A 24,946-nucleotide genomic window follows, 5' to 3' on the forward strand; every position below is an offset into this window, starting at 1 on the left:
AGGAAAGTGTAACTGTTAATAAATGCGAGATTCATGGGCCTGAAATCACTGGGTATCGACATAAGTGACAGTTACGTCACTGCGGTGGTGCTGGAACAGCAGAGAAAGAAATTGGCGTTGTGCGCCAGTTTCTTTCTGCCCTTGCCCGAAGGCGCCGATCCTGCAACGCACATTCGTTTGCTGTGCCAACAACTCGACTGGCAGGAGGGGGTGAGTGTGTGTGGGTTGCCCCTTTCCATGCTCAGCGTCCGTAATCTGGCCCTGCCGTTTAAGGATGTCAAAAAGATAGCACAGATCCTGCCTTTGGAGTTGGAAGAGCAGTTGATTATTCCCATTGACTCCCTGATCACCGATTTTTCCGTCAGTAAAAAAGATGCGGCAGGGGCTCTGGTTGTTGCTTTCTCTCTGGAAAGAGCTTTTTTAAGTGGTTTGCTGGAGGAAGTGCAGGATCTTGTCGATCCGGATATTGTCACGCCGGCAATGGTGCCTCTAGCCGCGCAGATGGTCAAGCACAATAAAGACGGAAATAACTTCCTCCTGATCCATGCGGACCAGCACTCCGGCACCATGGTCCTTGTGTTGAATGACAAGGCTGTTTTTTACCGGCGGCTTTCCTATCCGGAGCAGATGATCCTTCATCCCCCCTTTCATGTTGAAAATGACCAGATCGTGATATCCGACACGGCGGCGACTCAGGAGTGCATTCACCTGTTCAGCCGGTTGGTCGAGCAAAGTCTGAATTATTTCCGCGTGGAACATAAGGAAGAGGGGCGTCCAGAACGGGTCGTCCTCACAGGTCCCTTCGCCGAAATAGCGCCCATGGCCGAGATTATTCATTCGGTCCTTGGGCTTCCGGTTGAGGAGATGGATCTTTTGGCGGTTAATGCCATTTCATGTCCAGAGGAAAGACGGCTTCAGTGGCATGGTCAGCATTTTGACCGTGCTCTGTCTTTAGCGTTGCAGGGGTTCAGACGGGCGGATATTAATTTCCGTAAAGAGGGTTTTGCCAAAAAACAGGCCTTTTTTTCTTCAAAGAAACGGTTCTTTGGAGCGCTCTCTGCAGTGGCGGTTCTGGGTATGTGCCTGTTCGGGTTTCTGGGGTATGATTATTACCGGCTACAGCAAAGGGACAAGGCGCTTGGGGAGGAAATGGTTGCCATTTTCAAAAAGAGTTTTCCTGGAGTAACCAAGGTGCAGGACCCTTTTGTCGAGATGCAGGCGCGGCTCAAGTCGGCCCAAGGACCAGCCTCGCCCACTGCAATCTTGTACGGCAAAAAAAAGGTGCTTGGCCTGCTGACCGACATCTCAGCCCGCATTCCGGCAACCGTCGCGTTGCGGGTCAGTCGTCTGGCCATTGATCGTGAGTCGGTCTTGATCAAGGGGACAACCGACACCTTTAACTCTGTGGAAATAATCAAAAGTTCTTTGTCGGGTTCTTCGAAATTCAAATCCGTACAGATTGTTTCGGCAACGGCGGATAAGGAGAAAAAGAACGGTGCCATCCGGTTCGAAGTCCAGTTGCAGCTTGAGGGCATATGAAGCAACTGAATCAGCGTGAAAAAATTGCAGTGGGCATCGGCGGTGGCGCCTTGGTTCTCTTTATCGTGTTCCAGTTCATTGTTTTTCCTCTAACAGACGGGCGGGCTAAATTGACGAAGAGGCTGAGCTCACGTGAGAAAGCCGTGACCGAAATGCGCATTTTACAGGAGCGCTATCAAAAAATCACTCAGCAGTCGGGTTCCCTTGCTTCTCAACTCGCTCAACGGGAACCCGACTTCAGCCTCTTCTCCTTTCTCGAAAAAAAGGCTGCTGATAGCGAGGTCAAGGAGCATATCGCTTATATGAAACCGTCCGAGTCTCTGGAAAGCGATCAGTTCAAGCAGAGCCAGGTCGAAATGAAACTGCAGGCGGTCAACTTGAAAAAACTTGTCATGTTTCTTGAGCAAGCGGAATCTCCAGAACATCTTGTCGGGATTGACAAAATTACTATTCAAGATAACACCAAGGAGGAGGGAACCCTTGATGTGACCCTGCAGATGGTGAGTGTCGATCAGGCTAAGGGACCCGCATCCCACTAGAGGTGGGGGCGGGAGCATTCATGTTGAGAAAAGCTTTAGGATGGGTGGGCCGCAGTGTCGGATATCTGCTCTATGCCTTGGGGTTGATTGGCCTATTGCTGTGGCTCCTTTTCCCTCAAGAGGCGGTGCGCCGGTATCTGGAGGCGTCTCTCAATCGTGTTAGCCCGACTCTGCGTTGGCAAATCGAGGGAGTCGCTCTGGAAATACCTGAGGGATTAACGCTTCGGGCCATTGGGGGCTATGAGAAAGGGGAGGGCAAGATCCCTCTGTTGCGAATCAACAGTTTGACGTTGCGGCCAAATATTGCAGAGTCGTTACAGGCTGGGAGACCGCAGGTCGGATACTGGTTGACGGCCGGCAAAGGTACTGTTGCTGGTATCGTGCGGATGACTGATTGGCAAAAGGTACTGCAAGTGGAAGGCACAGTCCAAGATTCCCAACTGACGGACTTTCCTCTGTTGAGTCGTCAGCTGGGACGGACACTGCAAGGATCGATCTCGGGAACCTTTACCGGGACCATTTTACTCGCAAAGGGTGAAATGGCCGAGCTGGAAGCACGATTGAAGGTGGCAAATGGGCGTTTGGGCTTGAAACGGCCTATCCTCGGTCATACAGAGTTGCCCTTCTCGCAGGGAACATTCACTCTGCGTGGCCACGGCGATAAGCTGGAACTGGCGCAAGGGAGAGTCGAGTCGGAACTGTTCGGCGGCCAATTCTCAGGGACAATCACCATGCATCGCGATCTGGCTCTGAGCCAGCTCGATTTGAAGGGCACCATGCAACCCAAAACGAAATTTTTCAAAGGGCTGGACAACACCGTAGCCCTGCAGGCCTTTCGCGTGCAGCTGAAGGACAACTCCTTACCGTTTCGGGTATCCGGTGACCTTTCAAATCCGGGAATACATTTCGAGGAATACTCCATGCATGTTCAAACCCTGGAAAAGGAGTTGAAATAACGTCGTGACATCCACTGTGCTCCGCCTAGCGGTCATCGCTCTTCTAGTTTATGCCGGGGTTAGCCTTTGGTATAGCCGGATCGAAGAGCGGCTTCAAGGGCCGCAACCCGCAGAACAAAAGGAACGTGTCGCAACTCCGGTGCAGGAAGAGAGTCAGCCTGTGGCTGCCGAAGAAGATTATCGGATTATTCTGACCAGGAATATTTTTAAGGCCGCTCTTGAAACGAGTGACCACTCGGGGGGATCATCGCAAGCTGATTTGGACGATCTGGCAGAAACCAAACTGCATTTGGTGCTGCTCGGCACGGTGACCGGAGGCAAGGATGATGCCCGAGCCATCATTCGTGACGAAACAACAAAGCTTGAAGACCTCTATCAGGCAGGAAGCGAACTGCAGGGAGCGGTCATTAGTAGAATCAGTAGGGGCAAGGTGGTGTTGCAATTGAATGGCCGTGAGGAAATTCTCACCATTAAGGATCCCGAGAACGAAAATCAGGGTCAGAATGGGGCACCACGAATGGAAAGCAAGGCGGCGGGCAAAACCTTGCGTCCGCCGGGCAGGGAGGTTGAAAACAAGGTGCCCGAGGCCCAGCCCCGGAGGCGTATCAGTTTTCGCAATGCAGCCCCGGCAGCTCCGGGAGCCGAAAACCCGGCCAGCCCGTCACCGGAAGAGAGACCGGCTGAAATGGCCGAAAACCAACCTATGCCCGACGATGAAGCACCTCTTCCCGATGCAAAGATGGAAAAAGGTGCGGAACAACAGGGACAATAGGCTGAGGATGTTGTTGTCGGCAACAGTTCGAGCAGGAAAATAACTCTGGATGAGTGGCGACGAATCGGCTGCTCCTTTTCTATGTGAATGATTATGAGAAAGTCCCTTTTTTTTGTCCGTACCCTGTTGGTCGCTCTTTTGCCCCTGCTTTTTTTCATGCCGCCGCTTTTTGCCGCCAGTCCGAAGGTGGTGCAGCAGGGTGGAAGTGCACAGCGCTTTGTTACCATCGATTTTAACGATGTTGATATCAACCTGTTCATTAAATACATCAGTGAACTGACACAGAAAAATTTCATTGTCGACCGGGAAGTGAAAGGTAAGGTGACTATCATCTCGCCGACCCGCATCTCCGAGGATGATGCCTATCGGGTTTTTGAATCTGTGCTGGAGGTCCATGGTTTTGCCGCCATACCCAGCGGTTCCGTCATTAAGGTCGTGCCTTCGGTTGTGGCGCGATCGAAAAATATTGCCACCTTGCATGAGGGTGAGCCGTCTTCAGGGGAAGATAGGGTGGTTACCCAAATTATTTCTCTCAAGTATGCCAATGCCGAAGAAGTCAAAAATCTCCTGACCCCCCTGGCTTCAAAAACCAGTGTGCTGATCTCCCATGCCGGTTCGGGCATGCTTATTCTCACTGATTTTAACTCGAACATTTCTCGCTTACTCGAGATTATTAGGGCTGTGGATGTGCCTACAGATGGTGAAGAGATGGTCATTATTCCGCTGCAACGCACGTCAGCAGAAAGCCTCTCCAAGGCAATCAGTCAATTGTTTGTCGCCACTCCGGCGCAGAAGGGGGTCCGTCCGGAACTGGTTAAGATTATTCCCTTTGAGCGGACCAACTCCCTGATTGTCATGGCGTCCAAAGCCTCAGTACAGCGAGTTCGGGCACTCGTGGCTAAGCTGGACGAGGATGCGCCCAGAAAGGACGGCAATCTGCGGGTGATTTACCTGCAGCACGCCAATGCCGAAGAATTGGTTAAGGTGTTGATGAATCTGCCCAATGATGCGGCAGGGAGTAAAGGGACGGGCGCTGCCGGTGCTGCTTCGCCGTCGATGCCTGCTATATCCAAGGATGTAAAAATTGTTGCTGATTCGGCAACCAATGTGTTGATTGTCACCGGACCGCGCGAGGAATATGAGGCGGTTGCAGATGTCGTGAAAAAACTCGATATCCCGCGGCGGATGGTTTACCTAGAGGCTTTGATCATGGAGGTCAAGGTCACAAAAGATTTTGCCATTGGCGTGCAATGGGCTGATGGCGATGGGTCCGTAATCGGCGGCTTTAGTGGTAAGGCAGGCGCCGCGGCCTATGACAATTTGACCAATATGACAACCGACCCAGGACAATTACCTGCGGGTTTTGCCTTGGGAGTTCTTAAAAAGGGTATAAAAATCGGCGATGTTACCTTTCCTAATCTTGGCGCTGTGGTCAATGCCTATAAAAGTGATGATGACATAAATGTCATCGCCACTCCGCAAATCTTAACCACCGACAATAAAAAAGCCACGATCAAAGTCGGTGAGAATGTACCCTATATCACCAGCAAGAACACTACCACAACCCAGCAGGATTATACCAACTATGAATACAAAGATGTGGCCACCAGCTTGACCATCACCCCTCAGGTCAATCAGGCAGAAGTGGTGCGCTTAGAGATTGGCGTTGAGGTGATTAAACTCAAAGCTGGCGCGGCGACCGGCACACCCACGACCTTCACACGGACAGCAGACACCACCGTAGTAGTGCATAACGAGCAGACAGTAGTGATCGGCGGAATGATCGGTCAGGACACCACCACTGGAGAATACAAAGTGCCATTGCTTGGCGATATCCCCGTTCTGGGCTGGTTATTCAAGTCGCACAGCAACACGCAGGAAAAGACCAACCTCTATATTTTTATTACCCCGCATATCGTCGAGAGTTCAGCTGAGCTTGCTGATTTGTATCAGAAAAAACGGGATGTAATGGAAGGCGTCCACAGAAATCCTGGCGATGCCGCCGATCAATACTTTCACCCCGTTGCTAACCCGGAGAACAGCGTAGCACTGGCGGATATCGGGTTTGCCAAGCTGCAGAAGAATGAGCTTGTCGGCGCTAGGGAGTATTTCAACCAAGCACTGAAGATCGATCCCAATAACGGTTCTGCCCTGCTTAATCTGGCCACGGTTTGCGAACGGGAAGGGAAAAAAGCAGAGGCCGAAACCCTCTATCGTCGGATATTGGCCCTGCCTTCCGCCAATGGCGACGGGAAAGGAAAAGCTGGAAAAGGGAAAGAGGGGCAGGCGGAGGAAGACCCATTGAAGGCGCTTGCGCGCGCTGGGCTGAAGCGCCTGCAACTCGGCAAGGGATCGAGTTTGTGAAATGGAGGTGACGGTTGCGGAAAAGAGAGCTCAATGATGCTGCCCCAATTGATCCGAGGATCTGACAAATGCGTCTCTTAGGTGAAATCCTCCAGGATACCTTTGGTGTGGCCGCCGGAAGCATTGAGGCGGCCCTTGCCCTGCAGCAGGAAAAAGGGGGGCGGATTGGAGAAATACTGATCCAGCTTCGCAAGATCACAGAAAGCGATCTGTTGAGCGCCCGTAGCGTGCAGTGTGGTTTGGAGGTTGTGTATACACTGCCGGTTGATTTCGAACCCTTCTTTGTCCCCCGCGTCCCCATCGGATTTCTTAAGAAATTCAAGATGATTCCCATCGCCACGCCAGCGGAATCGTACATTGCCGTGGCTGAGCCGTTTTTCTTTCAGCAGTTGGATGACCTGCAGCGGTTGCTCCAGTGGGAAGGGATCAAGACGGTCCTGGCTTCCCAGAACGAGATTTTTGTCGCCATCAATTCAGCGTACGACATGACCCGGCAGGAGGTTGCCGATCAGGTCATGCAGGATGTGGATGAGGAGAATCCGGAAAGTATCCTTTCCGAGATCGAGGAAACCTCTGATCTGCTCGATGACACCAGCGACGCCCCGGTGATCAAGCTGGTGAACCTGGTCCTCTCCCAGGCGGTGCGTGACAATGCCAGCGACATCCATATTGAATCCTACAAAGATAGGGTCAAGATCCGCAAACGGGTCGACGGCATTCTCTACGACATGTATTCACCACCTCGCCATGTGCAGGGCAAGCTGATCTCGCGGGTCAAGATCATGGCCAAGATGGATATCGCCGAAAAGCGGTTGCCGCAGGACGGCCGGATCGAGATCAGGATTGCCGACAAGAATATTGATATTCGGGTTTCGACCCTGCCAACCTCTTTCGGCGAGCGCGTGGTCATGCGACTCTTGGACAAGTCGAGTTCACTTGTGCCGCTGGAGGATTTGGGATTCTCCAGGGAAGATTTGAATCATTTTCTCAAGATGATCAAAGCCCCGCACGGGATCATTCTGGTTACCGGTCCAACCGGCAGCGGCAAGACAACGACCCTCTATTCGGCCTTGGGCCTTATCAATAATTCTGATATCAATATTATCACTGTTGAGGATCCGATCGAGTACCAGATGCAGGGTATCAGTCAGGTGCAGGTTAACTCCAAGATCGGACTCACCTTCTCCACCGGCCTGCGGACCATCGTCCGTCAGGACCCGGATGTGATCCTGGTGGGCGAGATCCGCGATCTGGAAACCGCTCAAATTGCGATTCAGTCAGCCCTCACCGGTCATCTGGTTTTTTCCACCCTGCACACCAACGATGCGGCCAGCGCGATTACCCGCCTGATTGACATGGGCGTGGAACCCTTTCTGGTTAGCTCGGCGGTCAATGCCATCTTGGCTCAACGATTAGTACGGAAAATCTGTCCGCATTGCCGGGAAGCCTATGTGCCGTCCAATGCCTACTTGGAAAGGGTGGGATTGTCGCCGATCAAGTTTGCCAATAGGGAATTGTATCGGGGCATTGGTTGTGGCCTTTGTTTGCAAACCGGCTACAAGGGAAGGATCGGGATTTTCGAGTTAATGAGTCTGACGCCGGCAATGAAGAGTCTGATTTTGAGCACCTCGGATGCCGGCCAGATCAAGAAGCAGGCGCTTTCCTCTCTGGCGACGGGCATGATGACCTTGCGCCAGGACGGCCTGCGCAAGGTGCTGGCCGGGTTGACCACTCTGGAAGAGGTCTTCCGGGTTACCTGATCAGTTGGTTCATTTCAAAGATGGGCAGTAGGATCGAGACGACGATGAAGCTGACCACCACCCCCATGGTGAGGATCATTACCGGCTCGATCATTGAGGTCAGAGCCAAGATTTTGCTCTCCAACTCCTTTTCATAACTGTCTGCCGCCTTGGCGAGCATCTTGTCCAGGGTGCCGCTCTGTTCCCCGACCGCCATCATTTGCACCAGCATTGGCGGGAACCATTCGTTTCCCTTGAAAAAATGCGACAGGCTTGATCCCTTTTCCAGTTCATCACAGGCATTATTAATCAGGTCGGCCAAGAGGACATTGTCGACGATATTTTTGACGATCTGCAGTGAGGTGATCAGGGGAACGCCGGATTGGAGGAGGCTGGCCAGGGTGCGGCTGAAACGGGCCGAAGCGGTTTTGATAGTGAGATCGCGGAATCCCGGTGCCGACAGCTTGAGTCCGTCCCAGCGTTGCCTGCCGGCCGGGGTGCCGATGTACCAGCGAGCTCCGGCTATGGCCCCCAGGACGACAAACAGCACTGCCCACCAGAATTGTTTAAGCAGCGCACTGATGGCGATGAGGATAATCGTCGGTAACGGTAATGCCTGTTTGGTACCTTCAAAGACCCCGGTGATACTGGGCACAATGAAGGTGATCAGGAGAAACAGGACGACGACGCCGACAATGGCCATGAACAGAGGGTAGAGCAGGGCTGCCTTGATGCGGGAGCCGATTGCGTGCTGATTTTCGCCGAATTCCGCCAGCCGTTCGAGCACCACATCCAGCGAACCCGAGGCTTCGCCGGCGCGGACCATGTTGACGTAGATTTTTGAGAAAAGCCGGGGGTGATCGGTGAGAGCTGACGTCAGGGAATTGCCTTCGTTGACGGCATCCTTGATCTGGGCGAGAACAGTTTTGAATGAACGGTTGTCCGTTTGTTCGATCAGGCCGTTGAGGGCGGGGATCAAGGAGATGCCGGCTCCGAGCAGGGTGGCCAGTTGCCGGGTGGCAATATGCACCTCCTGCTGCTTGATGCTCTTTCCCAGGGTCAGCTGCTTTGAGAACAGGGACGTTTTTATCGTGGAGGGCTTGCTTGAGGTTTCCTTGAGATCCACCGGGTAATGGCCAAGGCCGCGAATTTTCTGCCGAGCTGCGGTCAATGAATCCGCGTCAATGACCCCCTTCAGCTTTTTGCCCGAACTGCTCAGGGCTGTATATTCATAGACTGGCATCTGTGGCTTCACCTTACAGGGAAAGAGGTATCCCTTTGCACCTGCTGTGGGTTATGCTAATATGAAAAGCTTGAGAGCGACGGGTTGAGCTGGCCGTGCCTTCTCCCGCAAGCTCTGTTTTCAGCCGAGGCGTTTCCCCATTTGTCCATCCAGGCAGTGGGAGACACAGGTGGCGCAGTTACTGGCGGTCTGGCCTCGTTGGCAGAAGTTGGCAAAACCGGTGATCAGATCCTTGCCGCCCCGGGGGCAGACTTCTAAAAATTTGATAAAGTCGACCATACGGTTAATGATTTCCGGCGGGGCGGTGTGTTCAATCTTGCATGCGCCTTCTTCGGCAAGAGCTTCCTCAATGGCAAGAACATCGGTAAAAAATTGTTTCAGCGAGTTGTGCCGGCGGATGACATCCTCGGCGATTTCGCGTCCTTCGCTGGTCAGGGTGATGACTTCATAAGGTGCGTAATTGATCAATCCTCTGCGCGACAGGGCTCGTAGGGCCTCTGTGACCGAAGCGCCGCTCACGGCGAGGCGGGCGGTGATGTCCTTGCCCCGGGCCACTTGTTTCGCGGTGATGATATGGTATATGGCCTCGATATAGTCTTCAAGGCTGGCGCTGAGCTGTTGCGGATCAGTCATCTCAAAACTCCCGTTTGCTTATTTTTACATGTATCTTCAGCACGATACATTCTTGCACCCTTGGCGTCAAGAAGAATGTCGCCGCTCGCGTTCGGCGTTTAAACGGTAAAAAAAACCATGTTGCAGGAACTTCGAGTACAAAATCTGGCCCTGATCGACGCCCTTCATCTCGATCTTTCGGCCCAGAAAACCGGGCTGATCGTTCTGACCGGTGAGACCGGCGCCGGGAAATCCATCATCTTGCAGGCCATCAATCTGCTGACCGGTGGTAGAGGTGCAGCCTCCTGGGTGCGCAACGACTGCGAGCAGGCGGGGATTGAAGCGGTGTTCGCCATCCGCCCCGATCATGCCGAAATGAATAGTTTGCTCAGTGAGCATTCCCTCAAGGATGGGATGACGTGCATTGTCCGTCGTGTCCTAACCCGGGAGGGGCGATCCAGGGCGTATGTCAACGATCAATCAGTCACCACCCGTCTGTCCGGGGAGTTGACCGCGGGGTTGATCAACATTGCCAGCCAGCATGATCACCAGCAACTGCTCAATGTCCGCAGTCACCTTGATTATCTTGACGCTTACGGTGAACTCCGGGGGTTGCGGCAGCAGTTCACCAAGCTCTTTCATCGTTGGCAACAGGCCTCCTCGGAGCTGCGGCAATTGCAGGAGAAAGAGCAGGACAAGGAACAGCAGCGCGATTTTCTCCGCTTCCAGCTCGCAGAGATCCGCAAGTGTAACCCGGTGGCGGGCGAGGACGAGCAACTGTTACGTGAGCGTGAGCAGCTCAAGTCCGCGGATACGCTGCGCCGTCTGGTGAGCGCTTCTAGTCGGCAACTAACCGACCTGGTGAACGGTACCTTGGTTGAGAGTAGAAAAAATTTGGAACAGGCGGCCTCTCTCGACGGTAGTCTTGGTCCGCTGGCCGAGCGAATCACCTCCGCCGGATTCGAATTAGAGGACCTGGCCGGCGGTCTGCGGAAATATCTTGATGCGATTTCCATGGATCCTGTCCGGCTCGACAATCTTTCCGAGCGATTGACCGAATTGAAACAGCTGCAGCGCAAATACGGGCCGACGCTCGACGAGGTGATCGCCTTTGCCGAAAAGGCTGAGTCCACCCTGGCATTGCTGGAGAGCTTGGAAGAGGAGATTGCCCGGGCGGAAGTCAAGGTGGAGGAAATCTCCACCGAGGCCTTGCTCAAGGCTGCCGACTTGACCCTGGCCCGCCGGGAGGCTGCAAGTAAACTGGAGAACAGCATGGAAAGGGAATTGGCCTCCCTCAGTTTTCCCCAGGCTGTTTTTCGCGTGGCAGTGACCGAGCCGGAGGGGCTCGGGTTAGACGGAATCCATAGCACCGGACGAGACCTGGTCGAGTTTCTTTTTTCCGCCAATCCTGGAGAGCCTGCGAAACCTTTGGTGAAGATCGTCTCCGGTGGTGAGTTGTCACGATTGATGCTGGCAATGAAATGTTTGCTGGCCCGCCGGGATCAGGTCGACACGGTGATTTTCGATGAGGTCGACGCCGGAATCGGCGGCCAGGCAGCCGAAGCCGTGGCCGGGAAGATCAGCGAATTGGCCGGGCATCATCAGGTGGTGTGCATCACCCATCTGCCGCAGATTGCCGCTTGTGCGGACCTGCATTTCAAGGTGGAAAAACGGGTGGAAGACGGACGCACGCGGACCGTCATTAATCTGCTCCAGCAGGAAGAGCAGGTGGCCGAACTGGCGCGGATGCTGGGCGGTGATCATCCGACGGCTCAAACATTGGCCCTTGCCGGTGAGCTGGTCGAGCGCCGGGGCAAAAGAAGATCGGCATGACGAACCAGGTAGCGTTGGGGCTTTTTTCAGGCGGTCTCGATTCGATTCTCGCCTGCCGGGTGATTGCCGATCAGGGTGTGCGGGTTGTGGCACTTAAATTCGTCACCCCCTTTTTTGACAGCGAGTTGCTGACTCGGCCCACCCAATACGCGGAAGCCATGCGGCAGCAATACGGGCTGGAGGTGGTGGTTGTTGATGTCAGTGAGGGGTATGTGCGCCTGTTGGAAAATCCTGCCCATGGCTTTGGTCGGTATTTCAATCCCTGCATCGACTGCAAGATCCTGATGCTGAACCGGGCCCGTGAATTGATGCCGGTCTATGGTGCTTCCTTCCTGGTTACCGGGGAGGTTTTAGGGCAACGGCCGATGTCCCAGCGACGGGATACCCTGCGGGTAATCGAGCGCGATTCCGGGTGTACCGGCCTTCTCCTGCGGCCGCTCAGTGCCAAGCTGATGCTTCCGACCCAGGCGGAGCTGGAAGGCGTGGTTGACCGGGAGCAACTCCATGCGTTTTCCGGCCGGGGCCGCAAGCAGCAGAAGTTGCTGGCAGCACAATTGGGTATTACAAAGTATCCCACCCCCGCGGGCGGTTGCATGCTCACCGACCCCAACCTGGCCTCGCGGATCAAACATTTCTACAACGGGCTTTTTTCCTTTGGCGAGGAGTACGCCGTTGCTGATCTCCGGTTGCTGGCTGCCGGCCGCCAATTCAAGCTTGCCGACGACATCTGGTTTATCCTTGGACGGGACGAACGGGAAAACACGCTTCTCGAAACCCTGCGGGGCCTGGATGACTGGCTGCTGCGGATGACCACTCGGCCTGGTCCGCTCGGTCTTCTCCGCCGTGCTCGGCAACAGGTGGCCGGTTCAGATCGGGAGGCGGCGATTGTCCGTCAGCTGGCCGGCCTGGTGATCCGTTATGGCAAGAAGATCGATGGGGTGCTTATGGAAGCTGAAGTGATGATAGATAAGGGGACCAGTTGCGAAAAGGGATGGTTTGCTCCCCTGGCTGAAGCTGAATGTGACCCCTGGCGGATTTAGCCCGTGCATGCAGTGGCCAATGCCCTGAGCAATCGGCAGGTTTTGCGGGTCTTGCCGTCATGGTTACGGCGGCAATTGACCCTTTTGCATCGTGAACTGGGCGGCGAGCTCTATCTTGCCGGTGGCGTGGTCCGCGATCTGTTACTGGGGAAAGTCCCGGCGGACATTGACCTGACCATGCCAGAAAGGGCCAGGGTCTGGGCTGGCAAATTGGCTGTCTTGACCGGTGGTGCCCTGGTACCCCTTGGCCGTGAGGAGGATGCGGCCCGGGTGGTCTGTCGACGGACGACTATCGATTTCTCCTCGTTTCGTCAAGGGGCCAGAACGATAGCCGAAGATCTGATTCGTCGGGACCTGAGCGTCAACGCCCTGGCCTTGCGGCTCGACCCGTGGCTGAATCGGCCGCGAGCGGATGACGAGGTCGAGGTACCGCTGATTGATCCCACCGGAGGCCTTGCTGATCTAAGGCATGGCCTCATCCGGGTGGCGAGCGCGGAGAGTTTCACCAGCGACCCGCTGCGTCTTTTGCGCGTCTTTCGTTTTGCCGCCACCCTAGAGTTTGCCGTGGAGGCCGCCACCTTTGGCCTGGTGCACCAACATTGCAGACTGATAACTCAAGTTGCTCCCGAGCGGATAGCCTACGAACTGGATTGTATTGTGGCCGCCCCCGATGTCCATGGCGCCATACGATTGATGGCCGAGAGCGGGTTGCTGTGGCAGATGATTCCCGAACTGGCTGCCGGGGTCGGCATGGAGCAGCCCAAAAGTCATCACTTGGATGTCTGGCTCCACAATTTGGAGACCTTACGGCAGATGGAGCGGATCATCGCGGAGCCCTCCAGGTATTTCCCCGAAATGGGGGAGAGAATGGCCGCCTACCTCGCAGGGACGCGCCAGCCTCGGCGTCTGAAGTGGGCCGCTCTGTTGCACGACCTCGGCAAACCTGCCACCTTTGCCCTGCGAGCAGATAAAGGGGACCGCATCACCTTCTACAATCATGACCTGATCGGGGCCCGGATGTTCAACGCCTTTGCCTTGCGGCTGCGCTGGAGCAATGAAGAAAGGGCGTCGGTTGGCCGCCTGATTGCGGGGCACATGCGGCCCTTTCATCTGGCCAATGTTGCTCGCGCCGGCAATCTTTCCTCACGGGCCGCTATCCGGATGATTCGTCAGGCCGGTGGCGAGCTGCCGGGGCTTTTTTTGCTGGCCATGGCCGACAGCCTGGCCGGACAGGGCGTCGAGCGGCTTGAGGGCATGGAAGGAGAGTTAGCCGAGTTGTATCGTCAGTTGGAACAGATCCGAAGTGAGCGCGTTGCTCCGGTGCAGGCTGCTGTGCCGCTGCTGACGGGCAGGGATTTGATCGAGGTTCTGCATCTTCAGCCTGGTCCTGTTTTCAAAAAGATCCTTGCTGCGGTCGAGGAGGCCCAAATGACGGGTGAAGTGGACGATGTTAACGGCGCCATGCGGCTGGCAAAAAAAATAGTGACGGATATTTCCGTTGAGTCCTGAACGAATTCAAGGGAGAGGCAGATGCGCGACGAGCAGGATTATTATTTTAAAAAAGCGAAGAAAGAAAAATATCCGGCCCGGTCTGTCTACAAACTGGAAGAGGCCCAACTGAAATATAAGTTCTTGAAGAGCGGCCAGCGAGTGCTTGATCTGGGCTGCCATCCCGGCAGTTGGAGCATGTATACCGCCGGCCTTCTCGGCGAGAACGGGCTAGTGGTGGCTGCCGATCTCCAGCGCACCGATATCGCTCTGCAAAAACCCCATGCCGAAATCCATTGGCTCTGTTATGATGTCTATTCGGCGGAGTTTGTTGATTATCTGAAGAGCCACTGGCCAGGCTTTCATGTGGTGCTCAGTGATATGGCGCCCCGTACTACAGGCAGCCAGTATGCCGATCATCAGCAATCGCTTGCTCTGGTGCGGCGGGTTCTTGATTTGGCCGCATTGTTTTTGCATGAAAACGGAACCTTATACTGCAAGGTCTTTCAGGGAGAGGATTTCCCCGAATTCCTGCAGGAATGTAAACCCTTGTTTGCAACCGTTAAGGTGGTGAAACCCAAAAGTTCGCGTCTGGAAAGCCGGGAAGTCTTTGTACTGGGCCGGGGTTTTCGCCGGGCGAAATGATTTGTACACCAGGAATTGGACGAAATTATCAATTGAAGGAGTCAGACCGTGTCGGGACATTCGAAGTGGAGCACGATCAAGCGCAAGAAAGGGGCCAATGACGCCAAGCGCGGCAAGATCTTTACCAAACTGATCAAGGAAATCACCATTGCTGCCAGGATGGGCGGCGGCGATATAGACGGTAATCCTCGTCTGCGCAGCGCCGTTACGGCGGCCAAGGGCGAAAATATGCCCAAAGACAATATCGATCGGGCCATCAAAAAAGGGACCGGCGACCTTGGCGGCGCGATCTATGAAGAGATCCTCTATGAGGGCTATGGGCCGGGTGGGGTAGCGGTGCTGGTCGAGACCATGACCGACAATAAGAATAGAACCGTGGCCGATATCCGTCACTTTTTTGCCAAGAGCGGCGGCAACCTCGGCGAGTCCGGCTGTGTGGCCTGGATGTTCGACAAGAAGGGAACTCTATCGGTCGAGAAAGAAGGCATGGCCGAAGATGAGCTGATGGATCTGGCGCTGGAGGCCGGCGCGGAAGATGTGGTGGAAGAGGAGGACAGCTTTCAGATCATCACTGCCCCAGAGTCCTTCAACGATGTGGTCGATCAGTTGGAAAAAGGTAAAGTCAAGTTTTCCGAGGCCACTCTCTCCATGGTGCCCAGAACCAGCATTGAGGTAACCGAGGAAAAAACCGCGCGTTCTTTGTTGCGTTTGCTGGAAAATCTTGAGGATCACGACGATGTCCAGAAGGTGCACGCCAACTTCGACATTGCCGACGAGCTGATGGAGCTCTTGTCCTGAACATCGTCTTCCGTGTTCGCGGATGCGTATTTTAGGCATTGATCCCGGATCGCGGATCACCGGCTACGGGGTGATCGCCACCTGCGGCCATGAAATCGGGTTTGTCACCTGCGGTACCATACGCACGGCTGGAGAAACTGATTTCTCGCGGCGTTTGCTGATTATTTTTCAGGATTTGTGCGAGGTGATCAGCGTGCACACCCCCGAAGTGGCCGCAGTTGAGGATATTTTCATTAACCGTAACCCACGCTCGGCCCTCAAGCTCGGGCACGCTCGGGGTGCGGCGGTGGTCGCGGCTCTGCATAATAATTTGGCGGTGTATGATTACACCGCCCGCAAAGTGAAACAGTCGGTGGCTGGGTACGGGCAGGCAGAAAAAGGGCAGGTGCAGCACATGGTGCGGTCCCTGCTGGGGCTGGATTCGATTCCTTCGGAGGATGCTGCCGACGCTTTGGCTGTAGCCATTTGCCATGCCCACCATGCCGCCTTTCACTCGGAACTTGCCACCCGGATTTAGTCTGAAAACAGTAACCTTTCTCGCCAAACTACTATGCCTCCTGCCTCCTCTCGTCGATGATTGCCTCCCTCAGTGGTCTGGTTTTAGCTAAAAGCCCCAATGCCGTTATTCTTGATGTGGGAGGGGTGGGGTATGAGGCGTTTATCTCCGGGCGAACCTACGACGCTTTGCCGGAAACCGGGCACGCCTGTTTTCTTTTTGTGCAGACGGTGGTCCGTGAAGATGCGATCATTCTTTTTGGCTTCAGTAAAAAAGACGAGAAAGACCTCTTCCTCCTGCTGGTCACGGTTTCCGGTATCGGGCCAAAACTGGCCCTGACCATTCTTTCGGGCATTGGTGTGGAGGAGCTGTGTAGGGCGCTGACGATGAAAGATGTGTCGCGGCTGATGGCCTTGCCGGGAATCGGCAAAAAGACGGCTCAGCGCCTCTGTGTGGAGTTGGCGGAAAAGGTTGGCGGTCTGAGCGATTTCATGGCAGAAGGGGCCGGTATGCATGCATCGGCACCGATCGGTGAACCCAATGCGATAGCCGATGCCGTTTCCGCCTTAGTCAACCTCGGATACCCCCAGGCTATGGCCTGGCAGGCCTTGCGTGTGGTCGAGCAGCAACTTCCCGAGGGATCGGAGTCTCTCCGGGTTGAGGATCTGATTCGGTTGGCCCTGCGATCTCTGGCAGCTAGATAATGCCTGCAATGAGACTAAACGGGAAAAGGGCACGATGAAACACGAAGAGAATCTGACCGGGAAACGTTTGATCGCCGGAGGGGCGCAACCGGAGGATCTCCAGGTAGGGAGTGAGATCCGGCCGCGCCGGTTGGATGACTATATCGGCCAGGACCAGGTGAAGCAGAGCCTGCGGATTTTCATTCAGGCGGCCCTGCAACGGGGCGAACCCTTGGATCATGTGTTATTTCACGGCTTTCCCGGGCTGGGCAAGACGACGCTGGCCTACATCATTGCCAATGAAATGGGGGCCGGCATCAAAGTCACCTCGGGTCCGGTGATCGAGCGTCCGGGTGACTTGGCCGCTATTCTTACCAGTTTGCAAGCCGGGGATGTCCTGTTTATCGATGAAATCCACCGGCTTAATCATGTGGTGGAGGAAATTTTGTATCCGGCCATGGAAGATTTCCAGCTTGATCTGGTCATCGGTCAGGGCCCGGGGGCCCGATCTGTGAAGATGGATCTGCCACGTTTCACCCTGGTGGGGGCAACAACCAGGACAGGGTTGCTGACGCCTCCATTGCGCGACCGGTTTGGCGTTATGCTTCGTCTTGAGTATTATAGTCCGGAGCAACTGGTGACGATTATTCAGCGAACAGCTCGATTGTTCAGAATGGAAATTGATGCTGATGGAGCCATGGAACTGGGGCGGCGCTCCCGGGGCACGCCCCGGATTGCCAACCGGTTGCTGCGCCGTGTCCGCGATTATTCGGAGGTCGGCGGGCACCCAGTTGTTTCCCGGACCGTAGCCGACGAGGCGCTCACCATGCTCAATGTCGACCCGCTCGGCCTGGACGAGATGGATCGAAGAATCCTGCTGACCCTGATCGAGAAGTTCCAGGGTGGTCCCATCGGCTTGGAAACCCTGTCGACAGCGGTCTGTGAGGAAAAAAACACCCTTGAGGATGTCTATGAGCCCTTTCTCATCCAGTCCGGTTTTTTAATTCGCACCCCACGGGGCCGCATGGCCACCGTCGCCGCTTATGAGCACCTTCAGTTACCGATTCATTCCAGTCCCCTGCAGCAAGCAATCGTATTTGACCTTTCCGGTAATAAATCCTGAATAGCCCCTCCTCTTCTATTTTTCTTCTCCGGTTTCAACGGTTCCATCGCGGCATCACGCCCCCGGAAACCTATTGATGGAGAATTTTAAAGGGCTTTGATTTTCATCCACGCTTTGATTATCCACGCAATTCATTCAGCACGTTGCCTTGTCCCGTGTCTTAGGAGCTGTTTACTCCGGATCGGGTCTTTCGCGAGGGTTTCTCGGCAGTCCCTCTTCTTGTATGTATCTTAAATGCAACAATAAGTTGTAAGTTTTTCCGCGGCGGGTCTGGGCGGTTTTCACCCGTTGTCTTTACTCTATTTTTCCTTGACTCTCGTGCCTGGTTCGTATACTAATGAGTCATAGAGTGGTGGAAAGTGGTTTAAAGGGGTTGAAAGTGGTGGGCTGGCTCGTTTCGGGTTGGGTTAAGGGAAAAGGAGTGCTGTGCAGCGATTTCGGAGTCACTCGGAACATAGTCTTGACCCAAAGGGGCGGTTGAACATACCGACCCGGTTCCGTGACGTGCTTCGGGAGCAATACAACTCCGAAATGTTGATTGTCACCCACTGGGAAAAAAGTCTTCGCGCCTATCCGGTCGCCGAGTGGGAAGCTCTTGAAGAAAAGTTGCTGGCCCGGGGGGAAAATCAACCTGATTTCGCCCGGTTTGTCCGGTACGTCATCGCCGGTGTCAACGAATGTCCCGTGGACAAACAGGGGCGCATCCTTCTGCCGCCCACATTGAGGGCAGGCATGGGTATTGAAAAGGATGTGGCCGTGGTCGGTATGCTCCGGCATTTTGAGATATGGGATAAGAGTGCATGGGATGAAGAGACCAGGAATACTCGCCAGAACTTCGGCGACTTCAGGGACGGTCTCGCTAATCTAGGAATTTTGTAGTCCATAAGGCCGTATGTCGCAAGATCAATGTGCGATTCATACCCCGGTGTTGCAGGACGAGGTTCTTGAGTGGATGCAACCGAGGCCGGGGGGGCTCTATGTGGACGGAACCTTGGGGCTGGGTGGACATGCCCTGGCTGTACTGGAAAAGTCGGCGCCAACAGGACGGCTCATCGGGTTTGAATGGGATGAGGATGCGGCCGGAAAGGCGGCCGATCGTTTGGCTGGCTATTCCGAGCGGGTTCATGTGGTGCGAGCCTCCTATGCCGATCTGGTTTCGGAACTCGGCAAGATGGGGGTGAGAGGCATTGATGGTTTGGTGGCCGACCTCGGAGTCTCCTCGTTGCAGCTCGATCAGGCGGATCGGGGATTCAGTTTTCGTACCGAGAGTGCCTTGGATATGCGTATGGACCGTCGCGGTCCTGTGACCGCCGCGTCGCTGGTGGCCAGGCTTTCCGAGGAACAGTTGGCCGATGTTTTTTACCATTACGGCGAGGAGTGGCAAGCCCGGAGAATAGCACGCTTTCTCGTCCAGGCACGGCAAGAACAACCTATAGACACCACGGCGAGACTGGCAGCGATTGTGGCCGAGGCCATTCCCCGGAAGTATCATCCGCAAAAAGTGCATGTTGCCACAAAAGTGTTCCAAGCGTTGCGGATCGCGGTGAACGGTGAACTCGACAACCTGACGAGGCTGCTGGCCACGGCGCCGGAGGTGCTGAACAAAGGTGCGAGGATCTGCATCATCACCTTCCATTCTCTGGAGGACCGAATAGTGAAACAGGTCTTTCAGCAGAATGCGGCGTACAAGGTGCTCTGCAAACGGCCGATTGCATCTTTGCCGGCAGAGATAGAACGGAATCCGAGGGCGAGAAGCGCAAAGCTTCGGGTAGCGGAAAGAGTGTAGCGTGTTTTCCGAAAACCATTTCGGAGAGCAGGGGCAAGGAAAATAGGAGAATTGGAAATGGCGCCAAATGTGAGTGTCCGAACATACAAACCCCGGCAACAAACGTTTTCAAATAAGGAAAAAAAACAGACTCAGCCCCGGTTCACCCTGAACCTTTTAACCGGACAAGGGAAAGTTATGGCCGCATTGTTGGCGGTGACCGTGGTGACGGGCCTGGGGTTGACCCAATTTTTCCATGGGCAAATAGCAGATATGCGTGCCAGGGCTGAACAGTTGCGGGCAAAAAATACGAGCACGGCCACTGAGAATGTTCGGTTGTTGGCCGGGCGTGCTCAGCTCGCTTCAAAAACACAAGTGGCGGCTCTTGCCGCGACCAAATTAAACCTGTTTGAACCCGATAAAGGGCAGGTGCGTCGGATGTAATTGGGCGATGATAAAATCCCTCCGGTCAAAAAAGAATAAAAGACGATGGCCAATCCCTTTACTTTTCTTTGTTATTTTGCTGACAGCAGCTGGCGCCGTTCTGTATAGAATCCACCCCTCCCTCCAGGATATCGGCAGGATACTACAGTCTGCTGTCGGCAAAATTTCCACTCATTCAGCGGGCCAAACGCCCGCTGAACCTGTTTTAAGGGGAACCGTTTATGATCGGAAATGGCGGGAGTTGGCGGTGTCCTATCGGTTGTTCTCCCTGCAGGTCAACCCAGCGGAGGTCGGCGACCGGCGCAAGACGGCAGAGGAGCTGGCTCGGTTTATCGGCGATAAGCCGGGGAATGTCGAAACTCGGCTAAAAAATTCGCAAGATTCCTTGGTTTTAGCGGAGGACATCGATGAGAAGCAGGCCGCGCAGATCAATGCGCTGCAACTCAAGGGAGTGTCGTGTAAGGCTGATGAAATCCGGTTTTATCCCGGGCATACCACTGCCTCGCATGTACTAGGTTTCATGGGAGACGGTGTCGGCCTAGCCGGGGTGGAGGGCAAATACGACACGGTCCTGCAGGCGGGCGGGTTCCGGAAGAGTAATATTCCGGATATTGATTTTCAAGGGCAGGAGAGTTTGGGGGCGACTGAGACAGATCTTATTCTCACCCTGGACGTCGATCTGCAAAAGCAGTTGGAAAACCGATTTCGCGGGTATCTAGCGACCCAAGGGGCGGAAAAAGGCATGGGCCTGCTGATAGAGCCGGGAAGCGGCCGTATTCTCGCTTTGGTGAACCAACCTTCTTTCAATCCTAATTATTTTTGGAAGGCCAGTGAGAGTAACCGGGTCAATCGCATTTACAACCATGTGCTCAATAAGGATTTGATCCGTCCTATCCTGGCAAGGGCTGCCGCCATTGAGCGCGAAGGGTTGGATGGCCCCGCCCTTCTTCCACCAACCGTGGCTGCCCCGAACTATGGATTTTCCGGGGAAAAGATCGATGCTTTTGAACAGCAGATTCAACTGTATGGTTCGGTTTTCGGTAATTGGGAATCGGGTCCAGGGGTACCGGATCAAGCGGATGCCCAGCCGGTTGTCACCGGGGTGCAGGTAGGCGTGACTTTGGCAAGCTTGGTGAATGGAGGCTGGCGGATAACACCCTATGTGATCGATTCTCTTTACGATCACAATACAGCCAAGCGGTATAGTCGTCACAATGAGGCCACTGAAAAAATTCATGTGCTTGACCCGGCCTTGGGAGTGAAAATCCGCCGAGACTTGTTCACCAACTGGCTTTTAGAACAGGAAAACATGATCGTTTTCACCGCCGATCATGTGCAAATGCGGAAGGAGAAGGAATTTTCTCAGTACTCCATGCAGGAGTTGTTTGTTGGCATGGCACCGGCAAAACAGCCGAAATATTTTTTACTGATGGCGGTTGAACGGGACCATTTGTATCCCCTGTCGAGTGAAAAAGGAAGCGGCAAGGCAGCCTTGGAGGCCATGGGTAAGGAGTTACTTTCTGTGTTTGTCAAAAGTCAATCACCGGAAGGCTTGGCGGATAGGCCGCCGGAGCGAAGCAAGGAAAATTTGCGGCAGTTGTTTATCAGCAAACGGTTGAGTTTTCGGGAAGCTCCGGGCAAGGCCAACGAACCGATACCCCTTATGCCTAAAATGCGGGGTATGAGCCTGCGTAAAGGATTGCAGCAGATTGATAAGTACAAGATGAAAGTGAATATCAACGGCAGCGGTCGAATTATTGCCCAGTATCCGCTTCCCGGGCAATCGTTGATCGGAGTTGACGAATGCATGCTCACCCTGGAATCCAAATGATCGGGTCAAGGCTATGATTACCCTGGCACAACTCCTCCAGTTTATACCCTCCCTCGACGCCGGTCGACTGACCGAGGCGGTCCTGGAAAAGGGTGTCACAGCGGTTACCTCTGATTCACGACAAGTGATTCCGGGGAGTCTTTTTGTTGCTGTCCAGGGGGAGAAGACCGACGGCCGCTTGTTTATTGCGGATGCGATTAAAAAGGGCTGCCTGGCGGTTGTGGTGGAGCAACAAAAGGAAGTGGAAGAGCTTGCCGTACCGGTTATACATGCCCCTGATTGTCATGAGGCGATCAGCGAGTTGGCGGCCGCCTGGTATGGGTATCCCGCCAAAAAGATGCAATTGATCGGCATTACCGGAACGAATGGCAAGACTACCTGCAGTTGGTTGATTGAGGGCATGCTGGTAGCCGCTGGGTATCGGCCGGGAGTGATTGGTACTATTACTTACCGGTATCATGGCCGCGATGGTTTGCACATTCTTCAGGAGGCACCGCTGACCACCCCGGACCCGGTCACCTTGCAGAGCCTGTTTCGCACTATGGCGGACGAGGGCGTAACCCATGTGATCATTGAGGTCTCGTCCCACGCTTTGCAGCAAAAGCGGCTGGGGCAAACCTGTTTTGATGTGGCGCTGTTCACTAACCTGAGTCGCGACCATCTTGACTACCATCAGACCATGGAACAGTATTTTGCGGCCAAGCAGCAGTTGTTCCAGTCTCATCTCAAGCCAAAGGGCACCGCGGTGGTGGTCATTGGCCCGCATGCCGAGGGCGTTGATTGGGGTGAGGCAATCTGTCGGTCGATCACCAAAGATTCACTGATCCGCTGCGGCGTTTCGGCGAAGTGCGAGGTGAGTGGAGATGCGATCATGCAAGCCGTGGAAGGATTCGGCTGTACCCTCAATCTCCGGGGTGAGGGGACGGCGTTCGCCTCGCCGTTGACCGGTGGTTTCAACGTCCTCAATGTCCTGGCCGCCGCCGGCGTCGGTTTAGGGCTTGGCTTGTCCAATGACCGGATTCGAGAGGGGCTGGCCCAAGTAGGGCGAGTCCCCGGCCGCTTGGAACGAGTGAGGCTTTCGGCAGGGCTTTTCTCAATGGGACCGGCGGTCTTTGTCGATTATGCTCATACGCCCGATGCTTTGGAAAATGTGCTGAAAACATTGAAGGAACTGGCGAGCCGCCGGCTTATCTGTGTTTTTGGCTGCGGCGGAGATCGTGATCGCGGCAAGCGGCCACAAATGGGGGCCATTGCCGCCCGCCTTGCAGATGTTGTGATCGTTACTTCCGATAATCCGCGCACCGAAAATCCGCAGGCCATTCTCGAGGAGATCGTTGCAGGTGTTGCCGCCAACGGTAAAAATGTTCATCCTGTTGAGGAGTTATTGACTGGTGCAGCGCCGCTCGACGGGTACACGGTGATCAGCGATCGGAGAAAGGCTATTGCCGCTGCCTGCAGCTTGGCTGGTCCGGGAGACAGCCTGCTCATTGCTGGCAAGGGGCATGAGAACTACCAGATCATTGGCACGGTTAAACATTTTTTTGATGATCGTTTAGAGGCAATTAACGGACTTGCGCACTGGAACGAACACCATCTGCTGGCGGCCACGGGCGGCAAGGTAAAGTCGGGCAGGCAGCGATCAGTTTTTAATGAGATCTCGACCGATTCGAGGAAATTGACCGCCAACGACATTTTCGTTGCCCTCAGCGGCGAAACCTTCGATGGGCATCAGTACATTGATGCCGCCGCAGATCGCGGTGCAGCGGTGGTCATCGCCGAGCAGATGCCGTCAGAGTACCGCGAGGGCGTTCTGTATATCCAGGTCGACAACAGTCTTCAGGCCCTCGGTGACCTGGCCGCTTATCGCCGTCGGCTTCTCGGTAGCGAGGTCAAGGTGGCTACCGTTACCGGCAGTTCAGGCAAAACCACGGTTAAGGAGATGGTTGCCGGCATTTTTGCCGAGGCCCTGCGGGAGGTCCACACCGGCATTGATCCGCTTTTGAAAACCAAGGGAAATTTCAACAATCTTGTCGGGGTGCCCCTCTCGCTTTTGCCGCTGGAGGCCGGACACCGACTGGCCATTCTGGAGATAGGCATGAATGTTCCCGGCGAGATTGCTCGGCTGACCGAGATTGTTGATCCCGACATTGGCTGCATCAACAATGTTCACCCCGCCCATCTGCAGGGATTGGGCAATCTTGCTGGGGTAGCAGCGGCCAAGGGCGAGCTTTTTGCCGGGATGCGACCTGAGGCGGTCCGGGTGGTGAATTGCGATGACCCCCAAGTTCGAGCGCTGGCCAAAAAAGCAGGCGGGAACCAAATCGGTTTTGCGGTCACGCCATCCGGCCGGAAGCAGAATCCTTTGGTTCGAGTCACCCGCCAGGAAAATAGGGGCGAGCTGGGCATGCGGTTCACCCTGCATATCGGGAAATGGTGCCGCCGGATCGCTGTGCCCGTTTTTGGCAGCCACAATGTCGGCAACTGTGCGGCCGCCGCCGCTATTGCCCATGCCGCTGACATCGGCTCTGAGATTATTGCCCAGGGATTGCAGCAGTATGCGCCCTCGGTGGACAAGCGGTTGGCAATCAGTGAACTTCCTGGAGGATTGAAGGTAGTCAATGACGCCTACAACGCCAACCCGGCCTCGATGGCTGCCGGTTTGCGCACCGTTGCCAGTTTCGGCGTGAACTGTCGCCGCGTGGCCGCCTTAGGCGACATGCTTGAATTGGGACCGTCGTCGACGAATTTGCATTCTGGGATCGGCACGTTGGCTGCCAGCTTGGGCTATGACCACCTTCTCCTCACAGGTGCCCAAATGGTGCATGCAGCTCAAGCTGCCTTGGCAGGTGGCATGAAGCCGGAAAATGTTCAGATCTTTCAGAACCCCCGGGCTATGGCCGACGGACTTTGCCGGATGCTGGCAGACAGCAGTTTGGGTAAGGGCGATTGGCTTTTGATTAAAGGATCGCGCGGCATGCGTATGGAACAGCTTCTTGATGAGCTGGAGCAACGGTTGAAAACAGGAAAGTAAGCATA

The 24,946-nt window shown here is 54.8% G+C and carries 21 protein-coding genes; 19 read left to right on the forward strand and 2 right to left on the reverse strand.

The window, feature by feature from the left end; translation table 11 throughout:
* Positions 1-33: 33 nt before the first annotated feature.
* The 6 genes from gspL (at position 34) to gspE (ending at position 7,930) form a co-directional block, all read left to right on the forward strand.
* Positions 34-1,539 (forward strand): type II secretion system protein GspL, encoded by a 1,506-nt coding sequence (gene gspL / locus ACHZCX_RS14965; protein ID WP_319588005.1) that lies wholly within the window; start codon positions 34-36, stop codon positions 1,537-1,539.
* On the forward strand, positions 1,536-2,078 hold the full coding sequence (gspM, locus tag ACHZCX_RS14970; protein WP_319588006.1) for a type II secretion system protein GspM: 543 nt from the start codon (positions 1,536-1,538) through the stop codon (positions 2,076-2,078). Before gspL ends, gspM begins: the two co-directional genes overlap by 4 nt.
* 20 nt (positions 2,079-2,098) lie before the next feature.
* Positions 2,099-3,034 (forward strand): type II secretion system protein GspN, encoded by a 936-nt coding sequence (gene gspN / locus ACHZCX_RS14975; RefSeq protein WP_319588007.1) that lies wholly within the window; start codon positions 2,099-2,101, stop codon positions 3,032-3,034.
* A gap of 4 nt (positions 3,035-3,038) precedes the next feature.
* On the forward strand, positions 3,039-3,806 hold the full coding sequence (locus ACHZCX_RS14980; RefSeq protein WP_319588008.1) for a type II secretion system protein N: 768 nt from the start codon (positions 3,039-3,041) through the stop codon (positions 3,804-3,806).
* A gap of 93 nt (positions 3,807-3,899) precedes the next feature.
* A complete protein-coding gene (gene gspD / locus ACHZCX_RS14985; protein WP_319588009.1) occupies positions 3,900-6,170 on the forward strand; it encodes a type II secretion system secretin GspD in 2,271 nt (756 codons plus the stop codon).
* A 68-nt stretch (positions 6,171-6,238) separates the two neighbouring features.
* Positions 6,239-7,930: a type II secretion system ATPase GspE gene (gene gspE / locus ACHZCX_RS14990; protein ID WP_319588010.1), complete on the forward strand. Its 1,692-nt coding sequence runs from the start codon at positions 6,239-6,241 to the stop codon at positions 7,928-7,930.
* Here the strand turns inward: gspE and gspF are convergent.
* Positions 7,923-9,152 carry a type II secretion system inner membrane protein GspF gene (gene gspF / locus ACHZCX_RS14995; protein WP_319588011.1) on the reverse strand — a complete coding sequence of 410 codons (1,230 nt, stop codon included), beginning with the start codon at positions 9,150-9,152 and terminating at the stop codon, positions 7,923-7,925. The two genes, gspE and gspF, sit on opposite strands and share 8 nt — an antisense overlap.
* Positions 9,153-9,272: 120 nt before the next feature.
* Positions 9,273-9,785 (reverse strand): metal-dependent transcriptional regulator, encoded by a 513-nt coding sequence (locus ACHZCX_RS15000; RefSeq protein WP_319588012.1) that lies wholly within the window; start codon positions 9,783-9,785, stop codon positions 9,273-9,275.
* A 117-nt stretch (positions 9,786-9,902) separates the two neighbouring features.
* On the opposite strand from ACHZCX_RS15000, the gene recN reads away from it, so the two are divergent.
* The 13 genes from recN (at position 9,903) to ACHZCX_RS15065 (ending at position 24,941) form a co-directional block, all read left to right on the forward strand.
* Positions 9,903-11,597, forward strand: a complete 1,695-nt coding sequence (gene recN, locus ACHZCX_RS15005; RefSeq protein WP_319588013.1) for a DNA repair protein RecN — start codon at positions 9,903-9,905, stop codon at positions 11,595-11,597.
* Positions 11,594-12,637 carry a thiamine biosynthesis protein gene (locus ACHZCX_RS15010; RefSeq protein WP_319588014.1) on the forward strand — a complete coding sequence of 348 codons (1,044 nt, stop codon included), beginning with the start codon at positions 11,594-11,596 and terminating at the stop codon, positions 12,635-12,637. The genes recN and ACHZCX_RS15010 overlap by 4 nt, the downstream gene beginning before the upstream one ends.
* 3 nt (positions 12,638-12,640) lie before the next feature.
* Entirely contained in the window at positions 12,641-14,146 is a 1,506-nt protein-coding gene (locus ACHZCX_RS15015) for an HDIG domain-containing metalloprotein (protein ID WP_319588015.1), read from the forward strand.
* Between the two features lie 21 nt (positions 14,147-14,167).
* Positions 14,168-14,770, forward strand: a complete 603-nt coding sequence (locus tag ACHZCX_RS15020) for an RlmE family RNA methyltransferase (RefSeq protein ID WP_319588016.1) — start codon at positions 14,168-14,170, stop codon at positions 14,768-14,770.
* A gap of 48 nt (positions 14,771-14,818) precedes the next feature.
* Entirely contained in the window at positions 14,819-15,568 is a 750-nt protein-coding gene (locus ACHZCX_RS15025; RefSeq protein WP_319588017.1) for a YebC/PmpR family DNA-binding transcriptional regulator, read from the forward strand.
* Positions 15,569-15,590: 22 nt separating this feature from the next.
* Positions 15,591-16,085, forward strand: coding sequence for a crossover junction endodeoxyribonuclease RuvC (gene ruvC / locus ACHZCX_RS15030; RefSeq protein ID WP_319588018.1), 495 nt, complete (start codon positions 15,591-15,593; stop codon positions 16,083-16,085).
* A 56-nt stretch (positions 16,086-16,141) separates the two neighbouring features.
* Positions 16,142-16,768: a Holliday junction branch migration protein RuvA gene (ruvA, locus tag ACHZCX_RS15035; RefSeq protein ID WP_319588019.1), complete on the forward strand. Its 627-nt coding sequence runs from the start codon at positions 16,142-16,144 to the stop codon at positions 16,766-16,768.
* Positions 16,769-16,802: 34 nt separating this feature from the next.
* Positions 16,803-17,870 carry a Holliday junction branch migration DNA helicase RuvB gene (gene ruvB / locus ACHZCX_RS15040; protein WP_319588020.1) on the forward strand — a complete coding sequence of 356 codons (1,068 nt, stop codon included), beginning with the start codon at positions 16,803-16,805 and terminating at the stop codon, positions 17,868-17,870.
* A 426-nt stretch (positions 17,871-18,296) separates the two neighbouring features.
* A complete protein-coding gene (gene mraZ / locus ACHZCX_RS15045) occupies positions 18,297-18,749 on the forward strand; it encodes a division/cell wall cluster transcriptional repressor MraZ (protein ID WP_319588021.1) in 453 nt (150 codons plus the stop codon).
* A gap of 13 nt (positions 18,750-18,762) precedes the next feature.
* Positions 18,763-19,656 carry a 16S rRNA (cytosine(1402)-N(4))-methyltransferase RsmH gene (gene rsmH / locus ACHZCX_RS15050; protein WP_319588022.1) on the forward strand — a complete coding sequence of 298 codons (894 nt, stop codon included), beginning with the start codon at positions 18,763-18,765 and terminating at the stop codon, positions 19,654-19,656.
* Between the two features lie 177 nt (positions 19,657-19,833).
* Complete coding sequence (locus ACHZCX_RS15055; RefSeq protein ID WP_394708797.1) at positions 19,834-20,079, forward strand: hypothetical protein; 246 nt, start codon at positions 19,834-19,836, stop codon at positions 20,077-20,079.
* Between the two features lie 7 nt (positions 20,080-20,086).
* Entirely contained in the window at positions 20,087-21,910 is a 1,824-nt protein-coding gene (locus ACHZCX_RS15060; protein WP_319588024.1) for a PASTA domain-containing protein, read from the forward strand.
* A 13-nt stretch (positions 21,911-21,923) separates the two neighbouring features.
* On the forward strand, positions 21,924-24,941 hold the full coding sequence (locus ACHZCX_RS15065) for a UDP-N-acetylmuramoyl-L-alanyl-D-glutamate--2,6-diaminopimelate ligase (protein ID WP_319588025.1): 3,018 nt from the start codon (positions 21,924-21,926) through the stop codon (positions 24,939-24,941).
* The last annotated feature ends 5 nt before the right edge of the window (positions 24,942-24,946 follow it).

Source organism: uncultured Desulfobulbus sp., assembly GCF_963662935.2.
Lineage (GTDB): Bacteria > Desulfobacterota > Desulfobulbia > Desulfobulbales > Desulfobulbaceae > Desulfobulbus.